The organism is Microbacterium sp. PA5 (assembly GCF_049860775.1).
Classification (GTDB): Bacteria; Actinomycetota; Actinomycetes; order Actinomycetales; family Microbacteriaceae; genus Microbacterium.
In genome coordinates, this window is the sequence record NZ_CP187567.1 from 1,587,485 (window position 1) to 1,612,563 (window position 25,079).

Genomic DNA, 25,079 nt, shown 5'->3' on the forward strand with positions numbered 1-25,079 from the left:
CGAGCGATCGCGAGGTCAGGCGGTGATCGCCGCCGGCGTCCGCTTGCGCGATGTGAGCACCTGGTCGACGATGCCGTACTCGAGGGCCTCCGCCGCCGAGAGGATCTTGTCGCGATCGATGTCCTTGTTCACCTCGGCCTGCGTCTTGTTCGTGTGCCGCGCCATCGTCTCCTCGAGCCACGTGCGCATGCGGAGGATCTCCGCAGCCTGGATCTCGATGTCCGACGCCTGCCCGTGACCGGCCTCGCCGACGGCGGGCTGGTGCATCAGGATGCGCGCGTTGGGCAGCGCCAGACGCTTGCCCGGGGCACCTGCGGCCAGCAGCACGGAGGCAGCCGAGGCCGCCTGGCCGAGCACGACCGTCTGGATCTCGGGCGACACGTACTGCATGGTGTCGTAGATCGCCGTCATCGCGGTGAAAGATCCACCGGGCGAGTTGATGTACATGATGATGTCGCGGTCGGGGTCCTGCGACTCGAGGACGAGCAGCTGGGCCATCACGTCATCGGCGGACGCGTCGTCCACCTGGACGCCGAGGAAGATGACGCGGTCCTCGAACAGCTTGTTGTACGGGTCCTGGCGCTTGTAGCCGTAGGCCGTGCGCTCCTCGAACTGGGGCAGGATGTAGCGGCTCTGCGGCAGCTGCACGCCCTGGGTCGAGTGCGCCGGGAGGCCGAAGGTCGGGGTGTTCATTCTGGGTGTCCTCCGGTCTCAGTTCTCGGTGCCGCCGCCGCCGATGACATCGGCAGCGGACTCTCGGATGTGGTCGACGAAGCCGTACTCCAGGGCCTCCTCGGCTGTGAACCAGCGGTCGCGGTCGCCGTCGGCGTTGACCTGTTCGACCGACTTCCCGGTCTGCGCGGCGGTGATCTCGGCGAGTCGCTTCTTCATGTCCAGAATCAGCTGGGCCTGCGTCTGGATGTCGCTCGACGTGCCGCCGAACCCGCCGTGGGGCTGGTGGAGCAGCACGCGGGCGTTCGGCGTGATGTACCGCTTGCCCTTGGTGCCCGCCGTCAGCAGCAGCTGCCCCATGGAGGCGGCCATGCCGATGCCGACGGTGACGATGTCGTTCGGCACGAACTGCATCGTGTCGTAGATCGCCATGCCCGCGGTGATCGAGCCGCCGGGCGAGTTGATGTAGAGGTAGATGTCCTTCTCGCTGTCTTCAGCGGCGAGGAGGAGGATCTTCGCGCAGATCTCGTTGGCGTTCTCATCGCGCACCTCCGACCCGAGCCAGATGATGCGGTCTTTCAACAGCCTGTCGAAGACGCTCGTCGCGACAAGTGGTTCAGCCATGGATGCTCCTGATTCCGGGTTGTCCGTTCGCCATCGAATCTACCGACGCGCCGGGACCGACCCGCCCGTGTTCGCCGTCGGCATAGTGCGGCCGGCGACGGACGCCTGCGGGAACGACGAGGGGGCCGCATGCCGTGGCACGCGACCCCCTCGTGGGGCGGCAGAGTTACTCCGCGTCGGCCTTCTTCGCCGCCGGCTTCTTGGCGGGGGCCTTCTTCGCGGGGGCCTTCTTGGCCGGAGCCTCGTCCTCGGCGCTCTCGGCGTCGGCGGGCTCGGCAGCCTTCTTCGCGGCAGCCTTCTTGGCCGGAGCCTTCTTGGCGGGCTTGTCCTCAGCCGGCGCCTCGGGGGCCTCGGTCTCGTCCTCGTCCGTGGCGACGAAACCGGTCAGGTCCACGGCCTTGCCGTTCGTGTCGACGACCTTGACCTTGCCGAGGGCGATCGCGAGGGCCTTGTTGCGGGCCACCTCGCCGACCATCAGCGGCAGCTGGCCGCCCTGCTGCAGTGCGTCGACGAACTCCTGCGGAGCCATGCCGTACTGCGCGGCGGACTGGATGAGGTACTGCGTGAGCTCGTCCTGCGAGACCTGGACGTTGCTGCTCTCGGCGAGCTTGTCGAGGATCATCTGGGTGCGGAACTGCTTCTGGCTCGCCTCGGTCACCTCGGCGCGGTGCACGTCGTCCTCGAGGCGGCCTTCGCCCTCGAGGTGCTGGTGCACCTCGTCCTCGACGAGCTGAGCCGGGACGGGGATGTCGACCTTCTCGATCAGCGCGTCGACGAGCTTGTCGCGGGCGGCCGCGCCCTGCACGTACACCGACTGCTCCGAGAGGCGAGCGGCGATGCTCTCGCGCAGCTCGGCGATGGTGTCGAACTCGCTGGCGATCTGGGCGAAGTCGTCGTCGGCCTCAGCCAGCTCGCGCTCCTTGACGGACTTCACCGTCACGGCGACCTCGGCCTCCTCGCCGGCGTGGTCGCCGCCGACGAGCTTCGAGCGGAACGTGGTCTCCTCCCCCGCGGTGAGCGACTCGACGGCCTCGTCGATGCCCTCGAGCAGTTCGCCCGAGCCCACCTCGTACGAGACGCCCTCGGCACGGTCGATCTGGTTGCCGTCGATCGTGGCGATGAGGTCGAGCTCGACGAAGTCGCCGGTGGCGGCGGGGCGGTCGACCGTCACGAGCGTGCCGAAGCGGCCGCGCAGGCGGTCGAGCTCGGCCTCCACGGCGGCGTCGTCGGTCTCGACGGCGTCGACCTCGAGCGTGATGCCGTCCAGGTCGGGCAGGTCGAACTCGGGGCGCACGTCGACCTCGACCTCGACCTTGAGGTCGCCGGAGAAGTCCTTGTCGCTCGGCCAGTCGATGACCTCGGCGGCCGGGCGGCCGACGGTGCGGACGTCGTTGGCGGCGACGGCTTCGCGGTAGAAGCCGTCGAGGCCCTCGCTGACCGCGTGCTCGATGACGGCGCCGCGGCCGACGCGCTGGTCGATGATCGGCGCGGGCACCTTGCCCTTGCGGAAGCCGGGGATCTGCACGTCCTGAGCGATGTGCTCGTAGGCGTGCGCGATGCTGGGCTTCAGCTCGTCGGGGGTGACCGTGATGTGCAGCTTCACCCGCGTCGGGCTGAGCTTCTCTACGGTGCTCGTGACCATGCCTGTTCGTTCTCCTCATGTCCGGCCGCACGCGTGCGCGTCCGTTGGTGATCTGGGTTCTGGGGGCCGTGGTCGGGGCGACAGGATTTGAACCTGCGGCCTCCCGCTCCCAAAGCGGGCGCTCTACCAAGCTGAGCTACGCCCCGGGGCGCGCATATCCACATGCGCCGAAAACGGCCGTGGCAAGTCTAGCCGACATCGCCCTGTACACTCTTTCGAGGCGCCGTCATGGCGACCTCGGGGATGTAGCTCAATGGTAGAGCCTCAGTCTTCCAAACTGATGGTGCGGGTTCGATTCCCGTCATCCCCTCCACACCGTTCCCCGTCCTCAGGCGGGCTCGGCCGCCGCGTGGTTCACCGCATGCTGCCGGTACAGCTGCGCATTGCGGAGGATGCCCGCGCGTTCCTCGTCCGTGAGCGCGCGCCGCACCTTCGCCGGCACGCCCGCGACGAGCGAGCCGTCGGGGATCTCCATCCCCTCCAGCACCACCGCTCCCCCGGCCACGAGGCAGCCGGCGCCGACGCGGGCGCCCGAGAGGATGACGCTCCCCATGCCGATGAGCGTCCCGTCGCCGATGGTGCAGCCGTGGACGACGGCGTTGTGTCCGACCGAGACGTCGGCGCCGATGAGGGCCGGGTGACCGGCGTCGACGTGGACCGTCACGTTGTCCTGCAGATTGCTGCCCTCGCCGAGGACGATCGCGGCGCTGTCGCCTCGGAGCACCGCGTTGTACCAGACGCTCGAGCCCGGGGCGAGGGTGACGTCGCCGACGATGCGTGCTCCGGCGGCGACGAAGGCGCTCGCATCGAGCGCCGGCGCACGCCCGGACACCGAGAGGACGCGGGCATCGGCGGAGACGGTCATGCCTGCGACCCTACACACCGGCATGCGCCCGCCACACCCGCGGAAACACGCGGTAAGACGAGCCTTCTCTTGCTTGCGGAATGCCTGACGCCGAGTAGCGTTTGCTTCAGAGCAGGCGAGACCTGCGCATACGGAGGCGAAGACTGACATGACCAAGACGAACACCATTCCCGCGACCATCGCCGGCACCGAGGCTGCCACCAGCACCGCTCAGCTCCTGAGCCCTGTCGTGCTCGGGCTCCAGGCCCTCGCCGTCAACGGCAAGCAGGCGCACTGGAACGTGCGCGGCAGCAACTTCATCGCCATCCACGAGCTGCTCGACACGCTCGTCGCCAACGCGCAGGCGTCGGCCGACCTGGCCGCCGAGCGGATCGTCGCCCTCGGGCTGCCGATCGACGCCCGCGTGTCGACGGTCGCCGAGAAGACCTCGACGTCGGTGCCCGCCGGGTTCGCCCCGTGGCAGGACGAGATCAAGGCCGTCATCACCGACATCGACAGCGTGCTCGTCGACGTGCAGGCGGCCATCGACGGGCTCGACGAGACCGATCTCACCAGCCAGGACGTCGCGATCGCGATCAAGGCCGGCCTCGACAAGGACCGCTGGTTCCTCTTCGCGCACATCGCGGAGTGATCTGAACGACCGCGAAGGCCCCGGGATGCGAACTCCCGGGGCCTTCGTCATATCTGCGTGCGAGTGCGTCAGCCCAGGTGGGTCAGGCGGCCCGAGAGCAGCGTGGCCGCGACGCGGATGCCGCGCATCTCCGGCTCGCCGGCGGTGAGCGGGTCGCGGTCGATGACGGCGAGGTCGGCCACCATGCCCGGCTGGAGCGCGCTCCCCGTCGCGGACCCGCCCTCGGTGGACGCTGCCAGGGCCGTCGCCGCGTCGAGTCCCTGCTCGGGGCGCCAGGCCGGCCTCCCATCGCGCGTGCGGTGCACGGCGGCCGCCATCGCCGCCCACGGATCCAGCGGTGAGACGGGGGCGTCGGACCCGAACAGGAGGTTCGCCCCGGCGTCGGCGAGGGCGCGCAGCGGGTACGGCAGGGCGGTCTGCTCGGCCCAGATCGAGTCCGTCATGTCCCGGTCGTCGATCGCATGCTCGGGCTGGACGCTCGCTCCGACCCCGAGTCGCGCGAACCGTGCGAGGTCGGCGTGGGCAACCAGCTGGGCATGCTCGATCGTGCCGTGGGCGCCCGTGGCCGCGAACGCATCGAGGGCATGGGTGTTCGCGAGGTCGCCGATGGCGTGCACCGCGCAGGCGAGACCCGCTCCCGTGGCGCGGGTCATGAGCTCCTGGAGCTCGTGCGGCGGCACCGTGAGGACACCGTGGTTGTGGGGATCGCCCGGGTAGGCGTGCGAGCACGCCGCGGTGCGCGTGCCCAGCGAGCCGTCCGTGATGACCTTGAACGGCCCCATGCGCACGAGCCCTGCGGGATCGAGCGCGTCGCCGGTCTCCAGCCCCTCGCCGATCGCGCGTTCCAGCAGTGCCGGATAGACGCCGAACGAGACGCGTGTCGCGTCGAAACCCGCGGAGAGGCGACGAGCCCACGCCTCGGCGTTCCAGGCCATGTCGAGATCGACCACGCCGACGATGCCGCGGGACGCGGCCTCGCCGAGCGCCCGCGCGACGAGCGCGTCGCCGACGGCGGGGTCTGCCGCGTTCAGTCGCCGCGAGATCTCGAAGGCCGGCTCCTCGCGCAGCACCCCGTCCGGCGCGGAGAAGCCCTCTCGACGGAGCGCCGCCGAGTTCAGCCACACGCTGTGGACATCGGCGTTGATGAGATACGTCGGCACCTCGCCGGTGACGGCGTCGAGGACCTCCAGCGTCATCGCGTCCGGCCAGAGCGCATCGCGGAAGCCGGTGCCCACCTTCCGTCCGTCGCCCAGTACGTCTGCCGACGCCATGAGAGCCGCAGCCTCGGCGGCGCTGCGCGCCGCACCGAGGTCCTGGCGCTGCGCCACGAGCGCCCACTGGACCGTGTGGACGTGGTGGTCCCACAGGCCCGGGATGAGCCACATTCCAGAGGCGTCCAGCACGCGGCCCGCGCGCGGGAGAGCGCCTGCCGGCGCGATGTCCACGATCCCGCCGTGGCGCAGGTGCACGTCGACGGGGTCGTCGCCGAAGGGGTCCAGACGATCGGCGCCGGTCAGGCGCACCCCGGCGATGACCGCGGGCTCGTCGCCCCGCGCGAGGCTCATCGCGCGCTCCGCGCCTCGCGCAGCGCGTCGTGCGCGCGGCGCATCTCGCCGGCCAGCCGCGGGTCGGCATAGGGGCTCGCGCCCGCCTCCAGCTCTTGCACGATCGTGTCCACGACTTCGTCGGGGCGGTTCTGGCTGAGCTTGCGCTTGGCCACCACCCTGGTCGGGGTCAGGCGGAAGCCCACGGTCCCGCGCTCGAGGCGTCGGACGTACTCCGGGTCGTTGGGCGGCTCCCACAGCAGCCGCGGGCCCGGCATCGACCTCTCGAAGTGGGCGACGAGTCGATCCAGCACGACGAGGTTCTCCTCCGCCGTCAGGATCTCCGGCACCCCGGCCAGGTGCACCGAGACGAAGTTCCACGTCGGAACCTCGGGACCGGGCGGGTACCAGCCCGGGGAGATGTAGCCGTGGGGCCCCTGCACGACCACCAGGAGCTCACGCTCCCCCAGGCCGTGGATCAGATCGTCGGGCTTGCCGACGTGCCCCACGATCGTGAGGTCGTCGCGGTCCTCGTCGAGGAGCACGGCGTAGTGCGAGGCGACGAGCCCATCGGCCGTGTCGCTCACCAGCGTCACCCAGGGATGATCGGCGATCACACGGCGGAGCTCGGCCACGTCGGTCATCGCGAAGCTGGGGTTCTGTCTCATGTCATCCTCACGGGTTCATCGCTGGCAGGACGGGCACCAGTACAGCTTGCGCGCACCCATCTCCTCGAGCACGATCGCGGTGCCGCACACCCGGCAGGGCAGCCCGGCGCGGTGATAGACCCAATGGCGATCGTCGCGGCTCGCCATGGCGCGCCGGTAGGCCTCGGGGTCGAGGTCGTCCATGGTCATCATCTGCCCGGTCTCGACGCCGATGGCGAGCAGGCGCACCCAGTCCCGCCACAGCTGGCGCACCGTCTCCTCGGGAACGTCGCGTCCGGGCGTGTGGGGGTCCAGCCGGGCACGGAACAGCAGCTCCGCACGATAGACGTTGCCGATCCCGCTCACGACGTTCTGGTCCATGAGGAGGAGCCCGATGGGCGTCGGCGTGCGCCGGACGACGGCGACGAAGCGCTCCTCGCCCTCGGCGACGCCGTCGACCAGCGGATCCGGGCCCAGCTTGGCGATCGTGGCCTGCACCTCGTCGGGGGTCTGCAGCTCGCACGCCGTGGGGCCCCGGAGGTCGGCGCACGTCACCTCGGTCAGCAGGCGCAGGCGGACCTGGCCGACCACGGGCGGCGGCCACGTTCCGGCCTCGTCGGCGAGCCCCGTCGTCTGCTCGCTCATCCGCACATGGACGCGCGCACGCCGCGGGGCGCCGATGGAGCTCAGCGAGTTCTCGCCGGCCGCGTCGAAGACGGGGTCGAGGTCGGTCCCGCGCTGGTTCGTCTGCCCCATGCGTCCGTTGGCCGACGCGATGGTCGGATCCACGAGGATCTCCCCGGCGAAGTCCCACGCGCCGTACATCCCCAGGTGCACGCGCAGCCACAGGTCGTCGTCGAACTCGAGGAACATCTGCTTGCCGACCGCGCGCACCCGGGTGGCGGTCCGGCCGTCGATGATCGCGGCACCCTCCGAGAAGCGGCCCTGCGGACTGGACGCGCCGACGCGCTGACCGACGATGTTCCGATCGAACTGACGCGCGATGCGGTGGACCGAATGCCCCTCGGGCATCAGACCGCGCGGGGGTCGGGAGCGAGGGTCCCGTCGGTCTCGTACGCCGCGAGCTGCGCGATGCGGCGCGCGTGGCGCTCCTCGCCGGGGAACGGCGTCGCGATGAAGCGGTCGATGAACGAAACAGCCTCGTCGAACGTGTGCTGACGCGCACCGATGGCGATGACGTTCGCATCGTTGTGCTCACGAGCGAGCTCCGCCGTCGCGAGGTTCCACACCAGGGCGGCGCGCACGCCGCGGACCTTGTTGGCGGCGATCTGCTCGCCGTTGCCCGAGCCGCCGAACACCACTCCCAGGGTCTCGACGCCCGCCGTCTGATCGCGCACGACCGCCTCGGCGGCCCGGATGCAGAACGCGGGATAGTCATCGAGCGGATCGAACTCGATCGGCCCGTGGTCGACGACGTCGTGCCCCTGCGCGGCCAGGTGGTGCTGCAGCTGCGTCGAGAACTCGAGCCCCGCGTGATCGGTGGCGATGTGGATGCGCATGGCTCCATCCTAGGAGCGCGGAGAGGGGCTCAGTCGCCGATATGATGATTCCATCATGTCACTAACTCCGCGGCAGCGTCCGCTGTACGAGGTCAAGGCGAACCTCTTCAAAGGCCTGGCGCACCCGTTCCGCATCCGGCTGCTGGAGCTGCTCGCCGCGGCACCGGAGGTCACCGTCGCCTCGCTGCAGGAGGAGACCGGTCTGGAGCCTTCGCACCTGTCGCAGCACCTCGCGGTGCTCCGGCGCCATCGGCTCGTGCTCAGCGAGCGCCGGGCGCGGCACGTGTACTACCGGCTCGCCGACCCCGCGGTCGCACGATTGCTGGCGACGGCGCGCGAGCTGCTGATCGGCGTCCTCGTCGAGGAGCGGACGCTGCTCGACGACGCGCGCACGCTCCCGACCATCGGCGACGGACCCGTCGGATGACGGATGCGCCGATCCCTGCGGGCTCCTCGTGGGTCCGGGCGGCGGCGCGTGGGCGCGCCCTGCTGCCGTCGCGGGGCGATTACGCCGGGCTCCGGCGCACCTGGCGTGGCGACCTCCTTGCGGGCCTCACCGTCGGCATCGTCGCGCTTCCGCTGGCACTCGGGTTCGGCGCGAGCACCGGACTGAGTCCCGAGGCAGGGCTGGTCACCGCGATCGTCGCGGGGATCGTGGCGGCCGTGTTCGGCGGGTCGCCCGTGCAGGTATCCGGACCGACGGGGGCGATGGTGGTCGTCCTCGTGCCGATCGTCGCGGCGCACGGACCGGGCTCCGTGGTCGTGGTGACCCTTCTCGCCGGCGCGATGGTGGCTGCCGCGGGCGTGCTGCGGCTCGGCCGGGCGGTCTCGGTCATCCCATGGCCGGTGATCGAGGGCTTCACGCTCGGCATCGCGGTCATCATCTTCTTCCAGCAGGTGCCGAGCCTCGCCTCGGCGCATCCTTCGCCGGCCGGCGCGCACAGCGCCAACGCGATCGTCGCCGCATTCCAGGCGCTCCGCGACCTGGATGCCGGCTACGTGCCGTGGGCGGTCGCCGCCGCAGCGATCGTCGCGGCGATCATGTGGATCGCCCCCCGGATCCACCCGGCCGTCCCGGGGTCGCTCATCGCCATCGTGGTCGTCACGATCCTCGTCTCCCTGGCACCCACGCCGCTCGCCGTGATCGGCGCCCTGCCTGGAGCGCTGCCGGCGCCGTCGGTGCCCGCCGTCGATCCGGCCCTCCTCCCGCAGCTGCTCGTCCCGGCGGCGACCGTGGCGGCCCTCGCGGCCATCGAGTCCCTGCTCTCGGCCCGCGTCGCGGCGTCGATGGCCGACACCGGGCCGTACGACCCCGACCGCGAGCTGGTCGGTCAGGGACTCGCCTCCGTCGGCGCGGCGCTGTTCGGCGGGATGCCGGCGACGGGCGCGATCGCGCGCACGGCGGTGAACGTGAGGTCGGGCGCGCGCAGCCGGGTGGCCGCCGCCTTCCACGCCGTCGTGCTGCTGCTGATCGTGCTGCTCGTCTCGGGGCCCGTGGGCCAGATCCCCCTGGCTGCGCTGGCGGGGGTGCTGATGGTCACGGCGGTGCGCATGGTGCACGGCGGCACGGTGCGCGCGATCGTCTCGTCCACACGCGCGGATGCCGTCGCCTTCGTCGTCACGGCGACCATCACCGTCGCCTTCGATCTCATCGTCGCGGTCGTCATCGGCATGGTGCTGGCCGGCGTCGTGGCGCTTCGCAGCATGTCGCGCGCCTCCGGCGTCCACCGGGAGGAGCTCGCGGGCGACGCGCTGCCCGGCGACGAGAGGATCGCGGTGATGCGGTTCGACGGTCCCCTGCTGTTCGCGGCCGCCGACCGCGTGTTCGAGCAGATGCGGGCGGTGGGCGGGGTCTCGGTGGTGATCCTGCGGATGAGCCAGCTCGAGGTCGTCGATGCGACCGGCGCACGGATCCTCGGCGACATCGTGCAGCTGCTGGAGCGCCGCGGCGTCACGGTGCTCATCAAGGGAGTGCAGCCGCGCCACGAGGGTCTCTTCCGCACCGTGGGGGTGCTCGCCTCGCTGCGCCACCACCGTCATCTCTTCACCTCCCTCCCCGACGCGATCGCGCATGCCCGCAGCCATGTGCGGCGGGAGGCGGCGTCCGCGTAGGCTTATCAGGTTGCCGCCGGCGCCAGCAGCGCCTGCCCTGGCATCCACCCTCACCCTTGGGAGACACACACGTGCCTGGAGAGAACCTCACTCGCAGCGAGGCGCAGGAGCGCCGCACCCTCGTCGACACGGTGTCGTACGAGGTCGCCCTCGACCTGACGACCGGACCGGAGGTGTTCCGCTCGCGGGCGGTGATCCGCTTCGCCGCCACCGAGGGCGCCTCGACGTTCGTGGACCTCATCGCGCGCACCGTCCACGAGATCACGCTCAACGGACGCACGATCGACCCCTCGGCGTTCGCCGATTCCCGCATCGCGCTCGACGGTCTCGCCGCCGACAACGAGCTGATCGTCGATGCCGACTGCCTCTACACGAACACCGGAGAAGGCCTCCACCGCTTCGTCGACCCCGTCGACGGCGAGGTGTACCTGTACTCGCAGTTCGAGGTGCCCGACTCCCGCCGTGTGTTCGCGGTGTTCGAGCAGCCCGACCTCAAGGCGACGTTCCAGTTCACGGTCACCGCGCCCTCTGCGTGGAAGGTCGTCTCCAACTCCCCCACCCCGGAGCCCGTCCCGGCGGGCGAGGGCACGTCGACGTGGACGTTCGAGCCGACGCCGCGCATCTCGTCGTACATCACCGCCCTCGTCGCGGGTCCGTACGAGGCGACGTTCTCGGAGCTGACGAGCGCGTCCGGCCGCGTGATCCCCCTCGGCGTGTACGGCCGCAAGAGCCTGTGGCAGCACCTCGACGCCGACTACATCTTCGACAAGACCCGTCAGGGCTTCGCCTACTTCGAGGAGAAGTTCCAGGTTCCGTACCCGTTCGCGAAGTACGACCAGCTCTTCGTCCCCGAGTTCAACGCGGGGGCGATGGAGAACGCGGGTGCGGTGACCTTCACCGAGACCTACGTGTTCCGCAGCAAGGTCACCGACGCGGTCAAGGAGCGCCGCGTGGTCACGATCCTCCACGAGCTCGCCCACATGTGGTTCGGCGACCTCGTCACGATGAAGTGGTGGAACGATCTGTGGCTCAACGAGTCCTTCGCCGAGTGGGCGTCGACGATCGCCACGGCCGAGGCCACCGAGTGGACCGAGGCGTGGACGACCTTCAACGCGATGGAGAAGACCTGGGCCTACCGTCAGGACCAGCTCCCCTCCACCCATCCCGTCGTCGCCGAGATCAACGACCTCGAAGACGTGCAGGTGAACTTCGACGGCATCACCTACGCCAAGGGCGGCTCGGTCCTCAAGCAGCTCGCGGCGTGGGTCGGCATCGAGGAGTTCTTCGCCGGAGTGGCCGCGTACTTCCAGAAGCACGCCTGGGGCAACACGGAGCTGTCCGACCTGCTCGTCGAGCTCGAGGCCACGAGCGGCCGCGAGCTGACCACGTGGTCGCGCAAGTGGCTCGAGACCGCCGGCGTCAACACGCTCTCGCCAGAGATCAAGGTGGACGGCACCGGGACGATCACGCGGTTCGCCATCGTCCAGACGGCGCCGGCGGACTACCCGACGATCCGCCCGCACCGCCTCGGGGTCGGCTTCTACACGCTCCAGGGCGACCTCGTGCGCACGCACCACGTGGAGATCGACGTGGACGGCGACCTCACCGAGGTCCCCGAGCTCACGGGCATCCGCCGCCCCGACCTCGTGCTTCTCAACGACGGCGACCTCGCCTACGCCAAGATCCGCCTCGACGACACCTCGCTGCAGACGGCCATCGCGCACCTCGGCAAGATCAGCGACCCGCTTGCGCGCTCGCTCGTGTGGGGCGCCGCCTGGGATCAGACCCGCGACGCCGAGGCGTCCGCGTCCGACTACGTCGATCTGGTCCTGCGCAACATCGGCGCCGAGACCGAGTCGACCACCGTCCGCACCACGCTCGCGCAGCTGCAGCTCGCCGCGAACGCGTATGTCGCGCCCGACAAGCGCGAGGCGACCCGCGCGAAGGTCGCCGACGCGCTGTGGCGACTGGCGCAGGACGCCGAGGAGGGCAGCGACAGCCAGCTGCAGTTCGTGACGGCGTTCGCCTCGGCCGCGGCCACCCCCGCCCACGCGGAGCAGGTGCGCGCCCTGCGCGACGGCGAGACGGTGCTCGACGGTCTCACCATCGACGCCGACCTGTCCTGGGCCCTGCTGGTGTCCCTCGCGGCGGCGGGCGCGGTCGACGCGTCGGACATCGACGCGGCCCTCGCGGCCGACAACACGGCCAAGGGCGGCGAGTTCGCCGCTCAGGCGCGGGCCGCGCTGCCGACGGTGGAGGCGAAGCGCGTCGCGTGGTCGTCCCTGGTCGATTCGCCCGACCTTCCGAACACCGTCGTGCGCTCGGCCGCGCTCGGATTCGTCCACCCCGCCGGCGTCGAGTCGCTCACGGCGTTCGTCGACGCGTACTTCGAGATGCTGATCCCGATCTGGGAGTCGCGCACGTACCAGATCGCGAACTACCTCATCACCGGCCTCTACCCCGCCCCCCTCGCGAACACCGCCCTGCGCGACGCGACCCGGCGGTGGCTCGAGGCGAATCGGGACGCGGCGCCCGCCCTGCGGCGCCTCGTCAACGAGAACCTCGCCGGCGTCGAGCGCGCGCTGGCCGTTCAGGAGCGCGACGCGCAGTAGTCCCGCGCCACGACGACGAGGGCGTCCCCCTGCGGGGGGAGGCCCTCGTCGGCTTTCCGGTACCTCCGGCGGATGCGCCGTGCCCGCGGTGCGCCGTAGCGTCGAAGCATGATCGTCGCAGAAGGCCTCACCAAGAGATTCGGGGACACGGCAGCCGTGTCCGATGTCTCGTTCACCGTCCAGCCCGGGAAGGTCACCGGGTTCCTCGGACCCAACGGCGCGGGCAAGTCCACCACGATGCGCATGATCGTGGGCCTGGATCGTCCGACCGCCGGTCACGTGACCGTCAATGGGGCGCCGTATCGCACCTCCCGCGCACCGCTCACGGAGGTGGGTGTGCTGCTGGACGCGAAGGCCGTGCACACGGGACGCAGTGCCCGCTCGCACCTGCGCGCGATCGCAGCGACCCACGGGCTCCCGAAGTCGCGCGTCGACGAGGTCATCGACCTCACCGGGATCGGCTCGGTGGCGCGGCGTCGCGCCGGCAAGTTCTCGCTCGGCATGGGACAGCGGCTGGGAATCGCCGCCGCCCTCCTCGGCGATCCGCAGACGCTGATCCTCGACGAGCCGGTCAACGGACTCGACCCCGAGGGCGTGCGCTGGGTGCGCCAGTTCGTCCGCTACCAGGCCGCCCAGGGACGCACGGTGCTGCTGTCCAGCCACCTCATGAGCGAGATGTCCCTCACCGCCGATCACGTCATCGTGCTCGGTCGCGGCCGCGTGCTCGCCGACGCGCCCCTCGACGAACTGGTGGCCGCATGGACGGCGACCACCGTCCTCGTTCGCACGCCGCGCCCCTCCGAGCTCGTCGAGGCGCTGTCGACCGCCGGCGTCACCGTCACCACGCCGGAGACCGGCGTGCTCCACGTCGAAGGCGTCACTGCGGCGGCGATCGGCGACACCGCCGCGGCCGCCGGCATTCCTCTCCACGAACTCACCCCCACGGCCGGCTCCCTGGAGGACGCGTATCTCGCGCTCACCGGCGATGCCGTCGAGTACCGCACCGCCGACGTCACCGACCCGCACCAGGAGCAGTCATGACCGCCACCACCGTCACCACAGAGACCCGGTCCCCCGTCGCCGCGCCGGCTCCCGCGGGCGCCCGTGCCCGCCTCACCTTCGCCCGGGTGGTGCGCAGCGAGGCGATCAAGCTGTTCTCGCTGCGCTCGACCTGGTGGTCGATCGGCGTCGCCGCCGTGCTGTCGGTGGGGATCTCCCTGCTCATGGCCGCGGCCTCGGCCGATTTCGGCCCCGGGTTCCCCCCGGTCCTGGCGATCGTGGCGCCGATGCAGTTCACGATGCTCGTCGCCGGCATCCTGGGGGCGATCGCCGTGACCGGCGAGTACTCGACCGGGATGATCCGCTCCACCCTGACGGCTGTGCCGCAGCGCGGGGTCGTCCTGGCGGCCAAGGCGCTCGTCATGGGCGTCTTCCTCGCCGTGGCCTCTGCGGCCATCTTCGGCCTCGCGGTCGTGGCGACGTCGGGCCTGCTGAGCACCCAGATCGACTGGAGCGACCCCGCGTCGTCGACGGTGCCGATCGGGTACGGCGTGCTGTCGATGACGGCGTTCGCCCTGCTGGGCGTGAGCTTCGGCTTCATCATCCGCAACGGCGCGGGCGCCATCGCGGCGACCGTCGGCCTGCTGTTCGTCGCCCCGATCGTCGTGAGCCTGTTCTCGATGTTCGGGACGGCATGGGAATGGGTCACCGACCTCGGCCAGTACCTTCCGATGAACGCCTCGCAGACGCTCACGAGCGTGGGCGCGGAGGACACCGTGCCGGCGCTGATCGCGATCATCGCCTGGGTCGTCGCCGGGCTGCTCGGCGCATGGGCGGTCCTGCGCACGCGTGACGCGTAGAGTCGAGGCCGTGTCGACGCGCAGCCGCAGTGCGCCTCCGCTGGAGGACGACCTGCGGCTGCCGCGTCCGCCCGGGGCGATCCGCCGCTTCTGGTCCCGTCACCCCGTCCTCGCCGACGTCCTGCTGGCCCTGCTCGCGCTGCTGCTGACGCTCACCCCCGCATCCACGTTCCGCGAGTCCGGCGGGTCGCCGCACCCCGCGGGCCTGCCGCTGGTCGTGCTGACGGTCGTCGCCTGCGGTCTGCTGCTGCGCCGCCGGCAGTGGCCGCTCACCGTGTTCATCGCCTCCTACGTGCTCGCCGGCGCCTTCCTGTTCGCACCGACGCCGATCGGCTCCGTGCTGCTGCTGTTCACGAGCTATGCGCTGGCGGTCTACCGGTCGTCGCGCGACGCCTGGCTCGGCTTCGGGATCGGCATCGGCTCCCTCGCAGCCCTGGCGGGCGGGCTCACCCTCACCGGCGTGATCGATCTCTCGGTCGCCCTCAACAGCGTCGTCAGCGAGCTCATGCTGTCGCTGGTGGGCACCCTGATCGGCGTGAACGTCGGCGGCCGGAAGCGCTATGTCGAAGCGATCATCGACCGCTCCCGCCAGCTCCTGCGGGAGCGCGATCAGCAGGGACGGATCGCCGCGGCCGCCGAGCGCGCCCGCATCGCGCGGGAGATGCACGACATCGTGTCCCACTCCCTCACCGTCATCGTCGCCCTCACCGAGGGCGCCTCGGCGACGCCCGATGTCGACCGGGCCCGTGCCGCCACGGCGCAGGCCGCCCAGACCGCGCGCAGCGCCCTTCGTGAGATGCGCTCCATGCTCGGGGTGCTGCGCGATGATTCCGGAGGGGACGCGCCGCTGCTGCCGGCCGACGAGGACCTCGTCGCGAGTGCGGTCGAGTCGGCGCGCGGCGCGGGGTTCCCCGTCACCCTCCGCACGGCCACAACCCGCACCGCTTCCCGCGCGCTCCCCTGGCAGGTGCGCTTCGCCGTCGGACGGGTGGTGCAGGAGGGGCTCACCAACGCGATGCGGCACGCTCCGGCCGCCACGTCGATCGATGTGAGCGTCACCGTCCGAGACCGTGACGTGCGGGCGGAGGTGCGCAACGACGGCGTCGTCGAAGCGCCCACGGCCGGCGGCTACGGCCTGCGCGGCCTGCGCGAGCGGATCGCCCTGGTCGGCGGCACACTCACCGCGGGCCGCGTCGGCGCAGGCACCTGGCAGCTGATCGCGGAGATCCCCTGCGCCGACGACGAGCCGGACGACGTCCTCACCCTCGACGACGGCCCTGCCGATCCCGCGGCATCCCCCGGGGCCCTCCCTCCCGGCGGGCCTTCGTCGCCCGATTCCCCCTCACCCGCGGAGAGACCATGACAGACACGGTTCGCATCCTGCTCGTCGACGACCAGGAGCTCATCCGCGTCGGCTTCCGGCTCGTCCTGGAGGCGGAGCCCGACCTCGTCGTCGTCGGAGAAGCCGGTGATGGAGAGGAGGCCCTGCGCGAGGCCGTGCGCCTGCATCCCGACGTCGTGCTGATGGACGTGCGCATGCCGCGCACCGACGGCATCGAGGCGACCGCACGACTGCGGGATGCCGTGCCCGACAGCCGAGTGATCGTCCTCACCACCTTCGATCTCGACGAATACGCGTTCGGGGCGCTGGATGCGGGCGCGAGCGGTTTCCTGCTGAAGGACGCCCAGCGTGCGGAGCTCATCGGAGCGGTGCGCGCCGTGCATCGCGGCGATGCGGTGCTGTCGCCACGGGTGACCAGGCGCGTCATCGACAGGCTCGGACACATCGACACGGCGCCGATCGGTCCCGATCCGGCCGCCTCGCTGACCGAGCGCGAGCGCGACGTGTTCGTCGCGATGGGCCGGGGACTGACGAACGCCGAGATCGCCGCCGAGCTCTACCTCGGGGAATCGACCGTGAAGACCCATGTCGGTCGCGTGCTGGCGAAGCTCGGCGCCCGGGACCGCATCCAGGCGGTCATCCTCGCTCACCGGTGGGGGCACGCGGGCGTGCGGCGCGACGCGGACTGACCCCGCAGCGTCGGGCCGGTGGCGCTGGCTAGGATCGGAGCGATGATACTCGACGCAGCAGACCCGGGCATCTGGACCGAGCTCGGCAGGATCGCGACCCAGGTCGGCCTCCGCGCCGCGGGGATCGCCGCGATCGTCGTCGGCGCGGTGCTGCTCTCCTGGCTGCTGCGCATCGTGATCCGCCGTGTCGTGCGACGGATCGTCGCCGGCGCCAAGTCCAAGGCCAACGTCGACGACACCCGCGCGATCGAGGCATCGCCCCTCGCCCAGGTGCGGCTCGTCCAGCGCACCCGCACGCTGGGGACGATCCTCCAGAACATCGTCAACGTGACGATCGTCATCATCGCCGTGATCCTGTGCGTCCAGGTCATCAATCCGGATGTGCTCGGCTCGTTCGCCCTCCTCTCCGCGGCCATCGGTGCGGGGCTCGGATTCGGCGCGCAGAACATCGTCAAGGATGTGCTCAACGGCATCTTCATCGTCGCCGAGGATCAGATCGGGATCGGCGATGTGGTCGATCTCGGCCTCGCCACCGGCATCGTCGAGTACGTCAGTGTGCGCATCACCCACGTCCGCGACGTCAACGGGACGCTCTGGTACGTCCGCAACGGCGAGGTCACCCGGATCGGCAACATGTCGCAGGGCTGGTCGCGGGTCATCATCGACCTCGCGGTACCCGTCGACGCGGTGATCGAGGACGTCGAGAAGGCGATGCTCGACTCGGCGAAGAGCCTCGCGAAAGACCCGAAGTGGCGCACCCGCATCATCGAGCAGCCCGAGCTGTGGGGGCTGGAGTCGGTCTCCGGCGATGCGCTCGTCATCCGTCTCGTGATGAAGACGCGGGCCAATGCCAAGGACGACGTCGCACGTGAGCTCCGCATGCGCCTCAAGCGCGCGATCGACGCGATGGGGATCACGCTGCCGCAGCTGAACTCGATCACCCTCAGCGGCCTCGAGGGCGCCCAGCGGGTCCGCGGCGCGAATCCGCCGAAGACCAAGCCCACCCCCGTCGCCGGCGCCGAGGCGCGCACGCCCGACGCGAAGCCGGTGTGGCGCCCCAAGCGCAAGGGCTCCGCGGCACCCGCCGCGAAGGACGACGGCGCGACCGCGCCCACCGAGAGCGACACACCGTGAGCGACGACGCGCGTCTGAGCTTCTACGACGAGGTCGGGGGCCACGAGACCTTCGTGCGCCTCGTCGACGCCTTCTACCGCGGCGTCGCCGACGACGAGGTGCTCCGGCCGATGTATCCGGAGGAGGACCTCGGTCCTGCCGCCGAGCGCCTGACACTCTTCCTCGAGCAGTACTGGGGCGGTCCGTCCACCTACAGCGAGCGGCGCGGGCACCCCCGGCTGCGCATGCGTCATCTGCCGTTCCACGTGAACCCGGACGCGCGCGACCGCTGGCTGGCGCACATGCGCACAGCCGTGGAGGAGCTCGCCCTCCCGCCGCTGCACGAGGAGACGCTGTGGGATTACCTGCAGCGGGCCGCGTTCGCCATGGTGAACACCTTCGAGCCGACCGCGATCGGACCCGCGCAGGGAGCGCGCGGCGCCGGCACCCTTCCCCTCCATCCCGACACGACGAAGGAGTCGTCATGACAGCACGCCCGGGCACAGGCGCCGATGGGCGGTACTCGGCCGATGTCCTGGTGATCGGCTGGGGGCTGGCCGGTCTCGTGGCCGCGGGAGAGGCCGTGGCCGCCGGCAAGCAGGTGGTGATCGTCGATCAGGAGCCCCGCACGAACCTGGGCGGGCAGGCGTTCTGGTCCTTCGGCGGACTGTTCTTCGTCGACTCGCCCGAGCAGCGCCGGATGGGCATCACCGACTCCCTGGAACTCGCCCGGCAGGACTGGTTCGGCACCGCGGGCTTCGACCGCGACGAGGATCTGTGGCCGCGCCGGTGGGCCGACGCCTACCTGGAGTTCGCGAACGGGGAGAAGCGCGCCTGGCTGCGGGAGAAGGGTGTCGGGTTCTTCCCCGTCGTCGGATGGGCCGAGCGTGGCGGGTACACGGCGACCGGGCCGGGGAACTCCGTGCCGCGGTTCCACATCACCTGGGGCACGGGACCGGGGCTGGTGGCGCCGTTCCAGGCGGCCGTCGAGCAGGCCGAGACCGCGGGGCGGCTCACGGTGCTCCCCCGCCACAAGGTCACGCAGCTCACGGTCGACGGCGGCGCGGTCACCGGCGCCCGGGGCGACGTGCTCGCTCCGTCGGGCGCGCGGCGCGGAGAGGCGACCTCGCGCGAGATCGTCGGGTCCTTCGAGATCTCCGCTGCGGCCACCGTGGTGAGCTCCGGCGGCATCGGGGGAAACCACGATCTCGTCCGCGCGCAGTGGCCGGAGCGTCTGGGCACGCCTCCCGGCACCATGCTGTCCGGTGTGCCCGCCTACGTCGACGGCTCCATGCAGCCGATCTCCGCCGCCGCCGGCGCACGTCTGATCAACGGCGACCGCATGTGGCACTACGTCGAGGGCATCCAGAACTGGGATCCGATCTGGCCCACCCATGGCATCCGCATCCTCCCCGGCCCGTCCTCGATCTGGCTCGACGCGACAGGCGCACGGCTCCCCGTGCCGCTGTTCCCCGGGTTCGACACGCTCGGCACCCTCGCGCACCTGCGGGCGACCGGCCATGACCACTCGTGGTTCGTGCTGTCGCAGTCCATCGTCGAGAAGGAGTTCACCCTCTCGGGGAGCGAGCAGAATCCCGATCTCACCGAGAAGGACGTGCGCCTGCTGCTCTCGTCGAGGCTGGGGAAGGGCGCGTCAGGACCGGTCCAGTCCTTCCTCGACCACGGGGCGGACTTCGTCGTCCGGCGCACCCTCGACGAGCTCATCGCGGGCATGCGCGCACTCCCCGGCGGCGACGCTCTGGACGCCGAGCGCGTCCGCCGGGAAGTCGTCGCGCGTGATCGCGAGATCGACAACGACTTCACGAAGGACGCGCAGATCGCGATGCTGCGCTCGGCGCGCGCCTACCGGGGTGATCGACTGGTGCGCACCGCCAAGCCGCACCGCATCCTCGATCCTGCGGCGGGGCCGCTGATCGCCGTCAAGCTGCATGTTCTCACCCGCAAGTCGCTCGGCGGCATCGAGACGGATCTGTCCGGGCGGGCGCTCGGAGCGGAGGGCGAGCCCATCCCCGGGCTCTACGCGGCCGGAGAGGCATCGGGCTTCGGCGGCGGCGGGGTCCACGGCTACCGGGCCCTGGAGGGGACCTTCGTCGGCGGCTGCCTCTTCTCCGGCCGGGTCGCGGGACGGGCAGCGGCCGCGGCCGTCTAGGCGGCCGGCGCCTCGCGCGACGCCCACCCGATGGCGGTTCCCGGGCTGCACACGGGTTCGAGCGACGGATCGTCGGGCGACCGGGTGGTCACAGTGCCGCGTCAGCGGCTCCCGGTCGCACGGACGGCGGTCAGTCCCGAACGGACGGTGCTCCGCGCGAGCACGTGGCCGCGAGTGAGGCTCACCCGGGTCCAGGGCCCGCTGCGGCGGATCGCCGCCGTCTCCTCCCCCGCGATGAAGCCCAGCGCGAACGCGGCGAACGCCACGCCCTGCGGAAGGCCCGCGATCTCGTCGTCCTCCGGCCCCCACACCGCGGCGCGCACCGTGCGCACGACGTCTTCGCCGGCGTCGGTGGGGACGGCCCGCGCGACCGCGGCGATCCCGCCCTGCGCGCGTACGGCGAGCGTCGCCGCGTCGATCTCACCGGCGGCCGTCCACCCGGTGCGGGGCGGCGAGATCCCCGCCCACGGCGCGGACCGGCCGGTGTCGGGCAGCAGGACGGCTGTCGCCGATTCCGCGTCGGCCTCCAGGGCGCTCGCCTCCACGACGAGGTCGCAGACGAGCTCCGGGTCGACGGCGAGGAACCGCATGCCCAGCACCGTGGGCGTCTCGTCCAGCAGCGAGGCGGGTGCCAGCGGAGCCGAGGCCAGCGCCAGCACCCCGGCTTCGGCGCGCAGCCGTACGAGGCCGTCGCCGAGGAGCGCGGCGCGCCGCGCGAACGTCACCGCGTCGGCGGCGGCGAGCGGATCGGCGAAGAGGAGGCGTGAGGGCACCCGCCCTAAACTACCAAGGGCGCCCGCGACTGCGGCGCCGGGAGGAGGACCCGTGCCGCACGAGCTCGATCCGGTGGACGCCATGCTGGCGGTGCTCGATCTGTCATCCGGCGACGCGCGGACCACCGAGGACATCTTCACCGGGATCTCGCACCCGATGCCGAGCGGGCGCATCTTCGGCGGGCAGGTGCTGGCGCAGGCGATCCTCGCCGCCGACCGCACCACCGGCGACGACCGGGTGCCCCACTCGATGCACGGCTACTTCCTCCGGCCGGGAGACGCCGGGCAGGGCCTCACCTTCTCTGTCGACCGCATCCACGACGGTCGGTCGTTCTCGACGCGGCGGACGCAGGCCTTCCAGTCGGGCGTCCCGATCTTCTCGATGATCGCCTCGTTCGAGCGCGAGGACCCGGGACTGGATCACCAGGCGGCGCTGCCCGAAGGCATCCCGTCGCCCGATGAGCTGATCGCCCACAGGGGCGAGACGCTGCGTCACCCGCACTCGCAGCGTCTGCTGGACCAGAGCCCGATCGAGGTGCTCCACGTCTCGGGCGATCTGTACGGGGACGCGCCCGCGTCCCACGAGCCGCATCAGGCGGTGTGGATGCGCACGCGACGTCCGATCGGCGACGAGCCGGCCCTGCACCGCGCCGTCCTCGCGTATCTCAGCGACCTCACGATCCAGGAGCCGGTGCTGCGTGCGCACGGGGTGTCCTGGCTGCGGCCCGGACTCAAGGTCGCGAGCCTGGATCACGCCATGTGGTGGCACCGGCCCGCGCGCGTCGACGAGTGGCTGCTCTACCTGCAGGAGTCGCCCAGCGCCCGCGGCGGACGCGGGCTCTCCACCGGGCGCCTCTTCGACCGGGACGGGTCGCTGGTCGCCTCAGTGGCCCAGGAGATCATGATCCGCGTGCCGGCGGACTCATGACCCGCTCAGCCGGCGTCAGCGGCGGTGACCGTAGACGATCGGTTCGCCGAGGTAGGGCGTCCACGCATCGCGCATGCGGTCGCTGAGACGCATCGGCCGACCGGTCTGCGCGTCCACCATCACCACGACGGACGTGGCGCGCGCGTAGAGGCGCTGCGGGTCGTCGCCGAGGGGGCTGAAGACCTCGTAGCAGACCTCGATGCTCGACCCGCCGATCTTGCCGAACCACATCTGGATGTCGAGCGGCTCGCGGCGGTAGGGCACCGGGGCGAGGTACTCGATCTCCTGACGCGCGATGAGGGTGAGCACGCCGGAGGCGATGCCGCTCTCGATCACGGCCGTGTCCGGTGCCGTGTCGCCCGCCTCGGGCGTCCAGAACACGCGGACGCGCGCCTCCTCGAGCAGCTTCAGCATCGACGTGTTGTTCACGTGGTTGAACGCGTCGAGGTCGCCCCATCGCAGGTGGATGGGGACGTGCAGGCGCGTCTCAGTCACGGGTGAGCTTGCGGTGCGTCGAGCGGTGGGGTGCGGCCGCGTCGGCGCCCAGACGCTCGACCTTGTTGGCCTCGTACGCCTCGAAGTTGCCCTCGAACCAGTACCACTGATCCGGCTTCTCGTCGGTGCCCTCGTAGGCGAGGATGTGGGTCGCGATCCGGTCGAGGAACCATCGGTCGTGGGTGATGACCACGGCGCACCCGGGGAACTCCAGCAGCGCGTTCTCGAGGGATCCGAGGGTCTCGACGTCGAGGTCGTTGGTCGGCTCGTCGAGGAGCAGCAGGTTGCCGCCCTCCTTGAGCGTGAGTGCCAGGTTGAGCCGGTTCCGCTCGCCGCCGGACAGGACGCCCGCCTTCTTCTGCTGGTCGGGGCCCTTGAACCCGAACTTGGAGACGTACGCCCGCGAGGGGATCTCGGTCTTGCCGACCGTGATGATGTCGAGGCCGTCCGAGACGACCTCCCACAGCGTCTTGTTCGGGTCGATGTTGGCGCGGCTCTGGTCGACGTAGCTGATCTTGACCGTCTCGCCGATCTTGAGGTCGCCGCCGTCGAGCGGCTCGAGGCCCACGATCGTCTTGAACAGCGTGGTCTTTCCGACGCCGTTGGGACCGATCACCCCGACGATGCCGTTGGGCGGAAGGCTGAAGCTCAGCCCGTCGATGAGGTTCCGGTCGCCGAAGGACTTCGACAGCTTCTTCGCCTCGATCACGACACTGCCGAGACGGGGACCGGCGGGGATCTGGATCTCCTCGAAGTCGAGCTTGCGCGTGCGCTCCGCCTCCGCCGCCATCTCCTCGTAGCGCGCGAGGCGTGCCTTCGACTTGGTCTGGCGGCCCTTGGCGCTCGAGCGCACCCACTCCAGCTCGTCCTTGAGACGCTTGGCGAGCTTGGCGTCCTTCTTGCCCTGGATGTCGAGGCGCTCGGCCTTCTTCTCCAGATACGTCGAGTAGTTGCCCTCGTAGCCGATCAGCCGCCCGCGGTCGACCTCGGCGATCCATTCCGCCACGTTGTCGAGGAAGTACCGGTCGTGGGTGATCGCGATCACCGCACCCTTGTACGAGGTGAGGTGCTGCTCCAGCCACAGCACGCTCTCGGCGTCGAGGTGGTTGGTCGGCTCGTCGAGGAGCAGCAGGTCGGGCTTCTGCAGGAGGAGCTTGGCCAGGGCGACGCGGCGCTTCTCACCGCCCGAGAGGGGGGCGATCGCGGCGTCGCCCGGCGGAGTGCGCAGGGCGTCCATCGCCTGCTCGAGCTGGGAGTCGAGGTCCCAGGCGTCGGCAGCGTCGATCTCCTCCTGGAGGCTGCCCATCTCGGCGAGAAGGGTGTCGAAGTCGGCATCGGGGTCGCTCATGAGGCCGGAGATCTCGTTGAAGCGGTCGACCTTGGCCTTGATGGCGATGCCGTCCTGGATGTTCTCGAGAACGGTCTTGGACTCGTCGAGCTCCGGCTCCTGCATGAGGATCCCGACGGTGAAGCCCGGAGACAGCTTGGCCTCGCCGTTGGAGGGCTGGTCCAGCCCCGCCATGATCTTCAGGATGGTGGACTTTCCCGCGCCGTTCGGACCGACCATGCCGATCTTCGCGCCGGGGAGGAAAGCCATCGTGACGTCGTCGAGAATGAGCTTCTCGCCGACAGCCTTGCGGGCACGGACCATGGAGTAGATGTACTCAGCCATAACGGACCAAGTCTACGGTGCCGTTCACCAGTCGATGGGCCGCGTCTCCCCCACCAGGCAGCCGCCGGTGGGCAGGTGCGGCAGGACGACGGCGGCGGGCTTCTTCGTCGAAGGACCCACCTGGCCGACCAGACACGCGTCCGTCCACCGCACCGAGAACTGGATGCTGTCGGCGGGGATCCCCACGGATGAACGGTCCTTCGTCACTTCCATCGACGCCTTGTCGAACCCGGCGCGCACGAGCGCGTCGATGTACGCGCGGCCCTTCACCCTGTCGTCGGTCTTCCACACCTTCTCCACGACCTCGGTGAACAGCGGCAGGTTGTCCTCGGCGCTGCCGTCGGGGTCGAGCGCAGGCTCTGTCGGCGAAGGGGTGGGGGTCGGTGACGACGGCGTCGCCGCGTCGGTGGGCGAGGCGACCGTCTCCGAGGCCGCAGGACCCGGGCCGGGCTGCGCGTCGGGAGCGCATCCGGTGAGCGCCGCGATCGCTGCGAGCACCGCCACAGCGACGACGCAGGGGCGGGGGTCGAGTCGGCGCACGCACCGAGTCTACGGCGCGCCGGTGTCGGTCCCGACGGCTCAGAACGGGGTGGGGTCGCTGCCGAGCGCGGGGGCCCATGCGCCGCTCTCCTCCCCGCTGGCGCCCGGCTCCTCGTCTCGGGACCGGGCGTCCCCCTCACCCGGCGCGCGTCCGCCGTCGGACGCCGTCGTGCTCTCTGCCCGCACAGGCGCGGTGCGCCGGTAGACGGTCGTCCCCCACAGCAGGTCGTGCCCCAGGGCAGCCGCGTCGATCTCGGCCGCGACGCCCTGTCGGCCGTTGGCCTCCCACTCGCGCAGCTTGAACGATCCCGACACGATGACGCGGTGCCCCTTGCGGATCGACTCGGCGGCGTGCTCGGCGAGTCCGCGATAGGCGGACACCGCGTACCAGTTCGTCTGACCGTCCACCCAGGTGCCGGTCGCCTCGTCGCGGCGGCGGACGTTCGTGGCGAGGCGGAAGTGGAAGACGGGGATGCCCGTCGAGGTCTGCCGCCGCTCCGGGTCGGTCGCCACGGTTCCCACCACGGTGATCTGATCGCTCATCTCCTGCACTCCTTCCGCGGAGTCCGTCCCCGCCTCGCCACAGGCTGTCGGGCGCCCGGAACCCGCGTTCCCTGATCCGCACGAGC

The 25,079-nt window shown here is 70.9% G+C and carries 25 protein-coding genes and 2 tRNA genes; 13 read left to right on the top strand and 14 right to left on the bottom strand.

Translation table 11 applies throughout. The features are described from left to right. Positions 1 to 15: 15 nt before the first annotated feature. The 4 genes from ACPWUT_RS07375 to ACPWUT_RS07390 form a co-directional block, all read right to left on the bottom strand. Complete coding sequence (locus ACPWUT_RS07375; RefSeq protein ID WP_284527329.1) at positions 16 to 693, bottom strand: ATP-dependent Clp protease proteolytic subunit; 678 nt, start codon at positions 691 to 693, stop codon at positions 16 to 18. An 18-nt stretch (positions 694 to 711) separates the two neighbouring features. After that, on the bottom strand, positions 712 to 1,296 hold the full coding sequence (locus tag ACPWUT_RS07380) for an ATP-dependent Clp protease proteolytic subunit (RefSeq protein WP_284527330.1): 585 nt from the start codon (positions 1,294 to 1,296) through the stop codon (positions 712 to 714). A 166-nt stretch (positions 1,297 to 1,462) separates the two neighbouring features. Continuing rightward, positions 1,463 to 2,938, bottom strand: a complete 1,476-nt coding sequence (tig, locus tag ACPWUT_RS07385) for a trigger factor (RefSeq protein ID WP_425842098.1) — start codon at positions 2,936 to 2,938, stop codon at positions 1,463 to 1,465. Between the two features lie 69 nt (positions 2,939 to 3,007). Beyond that, a tRNA-Pro gene (locus tag ACPWUT_RS07390) sits at positions 3,008 to 3,084 on the bottom strand. A gap of 93 nt (positions 3,085 to 3,177) precedes the next feature. Between ACPWUT_RS07390 and ACPWUT_RS07395 the strand changes: the two genes are divergently transcribed. After that, positions 3,178 to 3,251, top strand: a tRNA-Gly gene (locus ACPWUT_RS07395). A gap of 15 nt (positions 3,252 to 3,266) precedes the next feature. On the opposite strand, the gene ACPWUT_RS07400 is transcribed toward ACPWUT_RS07395, so the two are convergent. Then, positions 3,267 to 3,803, bottom strand: coding sequence for a gamma carbonic anhydrase family protein (locus ACPWUT_RS07400; RefSeq protein WP_425842101.1), 537 nt, complete (start codon positions 3,801 to 3,803; stop codon positions 3,267 to 3,269). Positions 3,804 to 3,951: 148 nt separating this feature from the next. Here ACPWUT_RS07400 and ACPWUT_RS07405 point away from each other — a divergent pair, with 148 nt between their 5' ends. Beyond that, positions 3,952 to 4,434, top strand: a complete 483-nt coding sequence (locus ACPWUT_RS07405) for a Dps family protein (RefSeq protein ID WP_284527333.1) — start codon at positions 3,952 to 3,954, stop codon at positions 4,432 to 4,434. 68 nt (positions 4,435 to 4,502) lie between these two features. Here the strand turns inward: ACPWUT_RS07405 and ACPWUT_RS07410 are convergent, their stop codons facing one another. Genes ACPWUT_RS07410 through ACPWUT_RS07425 form a run of 4 tightly spaced genes read right to left on the bottom strand, consistent with a single transcriptional unit; the run spans position 4,503 to position 8,145 of the window. After that, positions 4,503 to 5,999 carry an amidohydrolase family protein gene (locus ACPWUT_RS07410; RefSeq protein WP_425842105.1) on the bottom strand — a complete coding sequence of 499 codons (1,497 nt, stop codon included), beginning with the start codon at positions 5,997 to 5,999 and terminating at the stop codon, positions 4,503 to 4,505. Further along, on the bottom strand, positions 5,996 to 6,646 hold the full coding sequence (locus ACPWUT_RS07415) for an FMN-binding negative transcriptional regulator (RefSeq protein WP_425842108.1): 651 nt from the start codon (positions 6,644 to 6,646) through the stop codon (positions 5,996 to 5,998). The genes ACPWUT_RS07410 and ACPWUT_RS07415 overlap by 4 nt, the downstream gene beginning before the upstream one ends. A gap of 15 nt (positions 6,647 to 6,661) precedes the next feature. Continuing rightward, the gene (locus ACPWUT_RS07420; RefSeq protein ID WP_425842111.1) at positions 6,662 to 7,657 is read right to left on the bottom strand and encodes an Fpg/Nei family DNA glycosylase; all 996 of its coding nucleotides are present in this window, start codon (positions 7,655 to 7,657) and stop codon (positions 6,662 to 6,664) included. Beyond that, positions 7,657 to 8,145 carry a ribose-5-phosphate isomerase gene (locus tag ACPWUT_RS07425; protein WP_284527337.1) on the bottom strand — a complete coding sequence of 163 codons (489 nt, stop codon included), beginning with the start codon at positions 8,143 to 8,145 and terminating at the stop codon, positions 7,657 to 7,659. Before ACPWUT_RS07425 ends, ACPWUT_RS07420 begins: the two co-directional genes overlap by 1 nt. A 55-nt stretch (positions 8,146 to 8,200) precedes the next feature. Between ACPWUT_RS07425 and ACPWUT_RS07430 the strand changes: the two genes are divergently transcribed. The 10 genes from ACPWUT_RS07430 to ACPWUT_RS07475 all read left to right on the top strand — a co-directional run bounded on the left by ACPWUT_RS07430 (position 8,201) and on the right by ACPWUT_RS07475 (position 20,042). Further along, a complete protein-coding gene (locus tag ACPWUT_RS07430) occupies positions 8,201 to 8,572 on the top strand; it encodes an ArsR/SmtB family transcription factor (protein WP_284527338.1) in 372 nt (123 codons plus the stop codon). Continuing rightward, positions 8,569 to 10,257, top strand: coding sequence for a SulP family inorganic anion transporter (locus ACPWUT_RS07435; protein ID WP_425842117.1), 1,689 nt, complete (start codon positions 8,569 to 8,571; stop codon positions 10,255 to 10,257). Before ACPWUT_RS07430 ends, ACPWUT_RS07435 begins: the two co-directional genes overlap by 4 nt. A gap of 71 nt (positions 10,258 to 10,328) precedes the next feature. Next, the gene (gene pepN / locus ACPWUT_RS07440) at positions 10,329 to 12,869 is read left to right on the top strand and encodes an aminopeptidase N (RefSeq protein WP_425842120.1); all 2,541 of its coding nucleotides are present in this window, start codon (positions 10,329 to 10,331) and stop codon (positions 12,867 to 12,869) included. Positions 12,870 to 12,977: 108 nt separating this feature from the next. Further along, positions 12,978 to 13,910, top strand: coding sequence for an ABC transporter ATP-binding protein (locus tag ACPWUT_RS07445; protein WP_284527340.1), 933 nt, complete (start codon positions 12,978 to 12,980; stop codon positions 13,908 to 13,910). Further along, entirely contained in the window at positions 13,907 to 14,728 is an 822-nt protein-coding gene (locus ACPWUT_RS07450) for an ABC transporter permease (protein ID WP_425842123.1), read from the top strand. The genes ACPWUT_RS07445 and ACPWUT_RS07450 overlap by 4 nt, the downstream gene beginning before the upstream one ends. A 10-nt stretch (positions 14,729 to 14,738) precedes the next feature. Further along, the gene (locus ACPWUT_RS07455; protein ID WP_425842126.1) at positions 14,739 to 16,091 is read left to right on the top strand and encodes a sensor histidine kinase; all 1,353 of its coding nucleotides are present in this window, start codon (positions 14,739 to 14,741) and stop codon (positions 16,089 to 16,091) included. Continuing rightward, positions 16,088 to 16,759: a response regulator gene (locus ACPWUT_RS07460; protein ID WP_284527343.1), complete on the top strand. Its 672-nt coding sequence runs from the start codon at positions 16,088 to 16,090 to the stop codon at positions 16,757 to 16,759. Before ACPWUT_RS07455 ends, ACPWUT_RS07460 begins: the two co-directional genes overlap by 4 nt. Before the next feature lie 42 nt (positions 16,760 to 16,801). Next, entirely contained in the window at positions 16,802 to 17,893 is a 1,092-nt protein-coding gene (locus tag ACPWUT_RS07465; protein ID WP_425842129.1) for a mechanosensitive ion channel family protein, read from the top strand. Continuing rightward, a complete protein-coding gene (locus tag ACPWUT_RS07470) occupies positions 17,890 to 18,360 on the top strand; it encodes a globin (protein ID WP_425842132.1) in 471 nt (156 codons plus the stop codon). Before ACPWUT_RS07465 ends, ACPWUT_RS07470 begins: the two co-directional genes overlap by 4 nt. Beyond that, the gene (locus tag ACPWUT_RS07475; RefSeq protein WP_425842135.1) at positions 18,357 to 20,042 is read left to right on the top strand and encodes an FAD-binding dehydrogenase; all 1,686 of its coding nucleotides are present in this window, start codon (positions 18,357 to 18,359) and stop codon (positions 20,040 to 20,042) included. The genes ACPWUT_RS07470 and ACPWUT_RS07475 overlap by 4 nt, the downstream gene beginning before the upstream one ends. A gap of 101 nt (positions 20,043 to 20,143) precedes the next feature. Here the strand turns inward: ACPWUT_RS07475 and ACPWUT_RS07480 are convergent, their stop codons facing one another. After that, positions 20,144 to 20,815, bottom strand: coding sequence for a hypothetical protein (locus tag ACPWUT_RS07480; RefSeq protein ID WP_425842138.1), 672 nt, complete (start codon positions 20,813 to 20,815; stop codon positions 20,144 to 20,146). 82 nt (positions 20,816 to 20,897) lie between these two features. Between ACPWUT_RS07480 and ACPWUT_RS07485 the strand changes: the two genes are divergently transcribed. Continuing rightward, positions 20,898 to 21,743 carry an acyl-CoA thioesterase gene (locus ACPWUT_RS07485; protein WP_284528007.1) on the top strand — a complete coding sequence of 282 codons (846 nt, stop codon included), beginning with the start codon at positions 20,898 to 20,900 and terminating at the stop codon, positions 21,741 to 21,743. A 15-nt stretch (positions 21,744 to 21,758) separates the two neighbouring features. Here ACPWUT_RS07485 and ACPWUT_RS07490 read toward each other — a convergent pair whose 3' ends face one another. The 4 genes from ACPWUT_RS07490 to ACPWUT_RS07505 are packed head-to-tail and all read right to left on the bottom strand — an operon-like array spanning position 21,759 to position 24,993. After that, on the bottom strand, positions 21,759 to 22,238 hold the full coding sequence (locus ACPWUT_RS07490; RefSeq protein ID WP_284527348.1) for an acyl-CoA thioesterase: 480 nt from the start codon (positions 22,236 to 22,238) through the stop codon (positions 21,759 to 21,761). Continuing rightward, positions 22,231 to 23,910 (bottom strand): energy-dependent translational throttle protein EttA, encoded by a 1,680-nt coding sequence (gene ettA, locus ACPWUT_RS07495; RefSeq protein WP_425842143.1) that lies wholly within the window; start codon positions 23,908 to 23,910, stop codon positions 22,231 to 22,233. The genes ACPWUT_RS07490 and ettA overlap by 8 nt, the downstream gene beginning before the upstream one ends. A gap of 24 nt (positions 23,911 to 23,934) precedes the next feature. Beyond that, positions 23,935 to 24,450, bottom strand: a complete 516-nt coding sequence (locus ACPWUT_RS07500) for a DUF6993 domain-containing protein (protein ID WP_425842146.1) — start codon at positions 24,448 to 24,450, stop codon at positions 23,935 to 23,937. 39 nt (positions 24,451 to 24,489) lie between these two features. Next, positions 24,490 to 24,993, bottom strand: a complete 504-nt coding sequence (locus ACPWUT_RS07505) for a single-stranded DNA-binding protein (protein ID WP_425842149.1) — start codon at positions 24,991 to 24,993, stop codon at positions 24,490 to 24,492. Between the last annotated feature and the right edge of the window lie 86 nt (positions 24,994 to 25,079).

Excerpts from the sequence above, each read along its gene's own strand:
- ACPWUT_RS07375 (WP_284527329.1), bottom strand. The coding sequence starts at position 693 with ATGAACACCCCGACCTTCGGCCTCCCGGCGCACTCGACCCAGGGCGTG.
- ACPWUT_RS07380 (WP_284527330.1), bottom strand. The coding sequence starts at position 1,296 with ATGGCTGAACCACTTGTCGCGACGAGCGTCTTCGACAGGCTGTTGAAA.
- tig (WP_425842098.1), bottom strand. The coding sequence starts at position 2,938 with ATGGTCACGAGCACCGTAGAGAAGCTCAGCCCGACGCGGGTGAAGCTG.
- ACPWUT_RS07400 (WP_425842101.1), bottom strand. The coding sequence starts at position 3,803 with ATGACCGTCTCCGCCGATGCCCGCGTCCTCTCGGTGTCCGGGCGTGCG.
- ACPWUT_RS07405 (WP_284527333.1), top strand. The coding sequence starts at position 3,952 with ATGACCAAGACGAACACCATTCCCGCGACCATCGCCGGCACCGAGGCT.
- ACPWUT_RS07410 (WP_425842105.1), bottom strand. The coding sequence starts at position 5,999 with ATGAGCCTCGCGCGGGGCGACGAGCCCGCGGTCATCGCCGGGGTGCGC.
- ACPWUT_RS07415 (WP_425842108.1), bottom strand. The coding sequence starts at position 6,646 with ATGAGACAGAACCCCAGCTTCGCGATGACCGACGTGGCCGAGCTCCGC.
- ACPWUT_RS07420 (WP_425842111.1), bottom strand. The coding sequence starts at position 7,657 with ATGCCCGAGGGGCATTCGGTCCACCGCATCGCGCGTCAGTTCGATCGG.
- ACPWUT_RS07425 (WP_284527337.1), bottom strand. The coding sequence starts at position 8,145 with ATGCGCATCCACATCGCCACCGATCACGCGGGGCTCGAGTTCTCGACG.
- ACPWUT_RS07430 (WP_284527338.1), top strand. The coding sequence starts at position 8,201 with ATGTCACTAACTCCGCGGCAGCGTCCGCTGTACGAGGTCAAGGCGAAC.
- ACPWUT_RS07435 (WP_425842117.1), top strand. The coding sequence starts at position 8,569 with ATGACGGATGCGCCGATCCCTGCGGGCTCCTCGTGGGTCCGGGCGGCG.
- ACPWUT_RS07445 (WP_284527340.1), top strand. The coding sequence starts at position 12,978 with ATGATCGTCGCAGAAGGCCTCACCAAGAGATTCGGGGACACGGCAGCC.
- ACPWUT_RS07450 (WP_425842123.1), top strand. The coding sequence starts at position 13,907 with ATGACCGCCACCACCGTCACCACAGAGACCCGGTCCCCCGTCGCCGCG.
- ACPWUT_RS07460 (WP_284527343.1), top strand. The coding sequence starts at position 16,088 with ATGACAGACACGGTTCGCATCCTGCTCGTCGACGACCAGGAGCTCATC.
- ACPWUT_RS07465 (WP_425842129.1), top strand. The coding sequence starts at position 16,802 with ATGATACTCGACGCAGCAGACCCGGGCATCTGGACCGAGCTCGGCAGG.
- ACPWUT_RS07475 (WP_425842135.1), top strand. The coding sequence starts at position 18,357 with ATGACAGCACGCCCGGGCACAGGCGCCGATGGGCGGTACTCGGCCGAT.
- ACPWUT_RS07485 (WP_284528007.1), top strand. The coding sequence starts at position 20,898 with ATGCTGGCGGTGCTCGATCTGTCATCCGGCGACGCGCGGACCACCGAG.
- ettA (WP_425842143.1), bottom strand. The coding sequence starts at position 23,910 with ATGGCTGAGTACATCTACTCCATGGTCCGTGCCCGCAAGGCTGTCGGC.
- ACPWUT_RS07505 (WP_425842149.1), bottom strand. The coding sequence starts at position 24,993 with ATGAGCGATCAGATCACCGTGGTGGGAACCGTGGCGACCGACCCGGAG.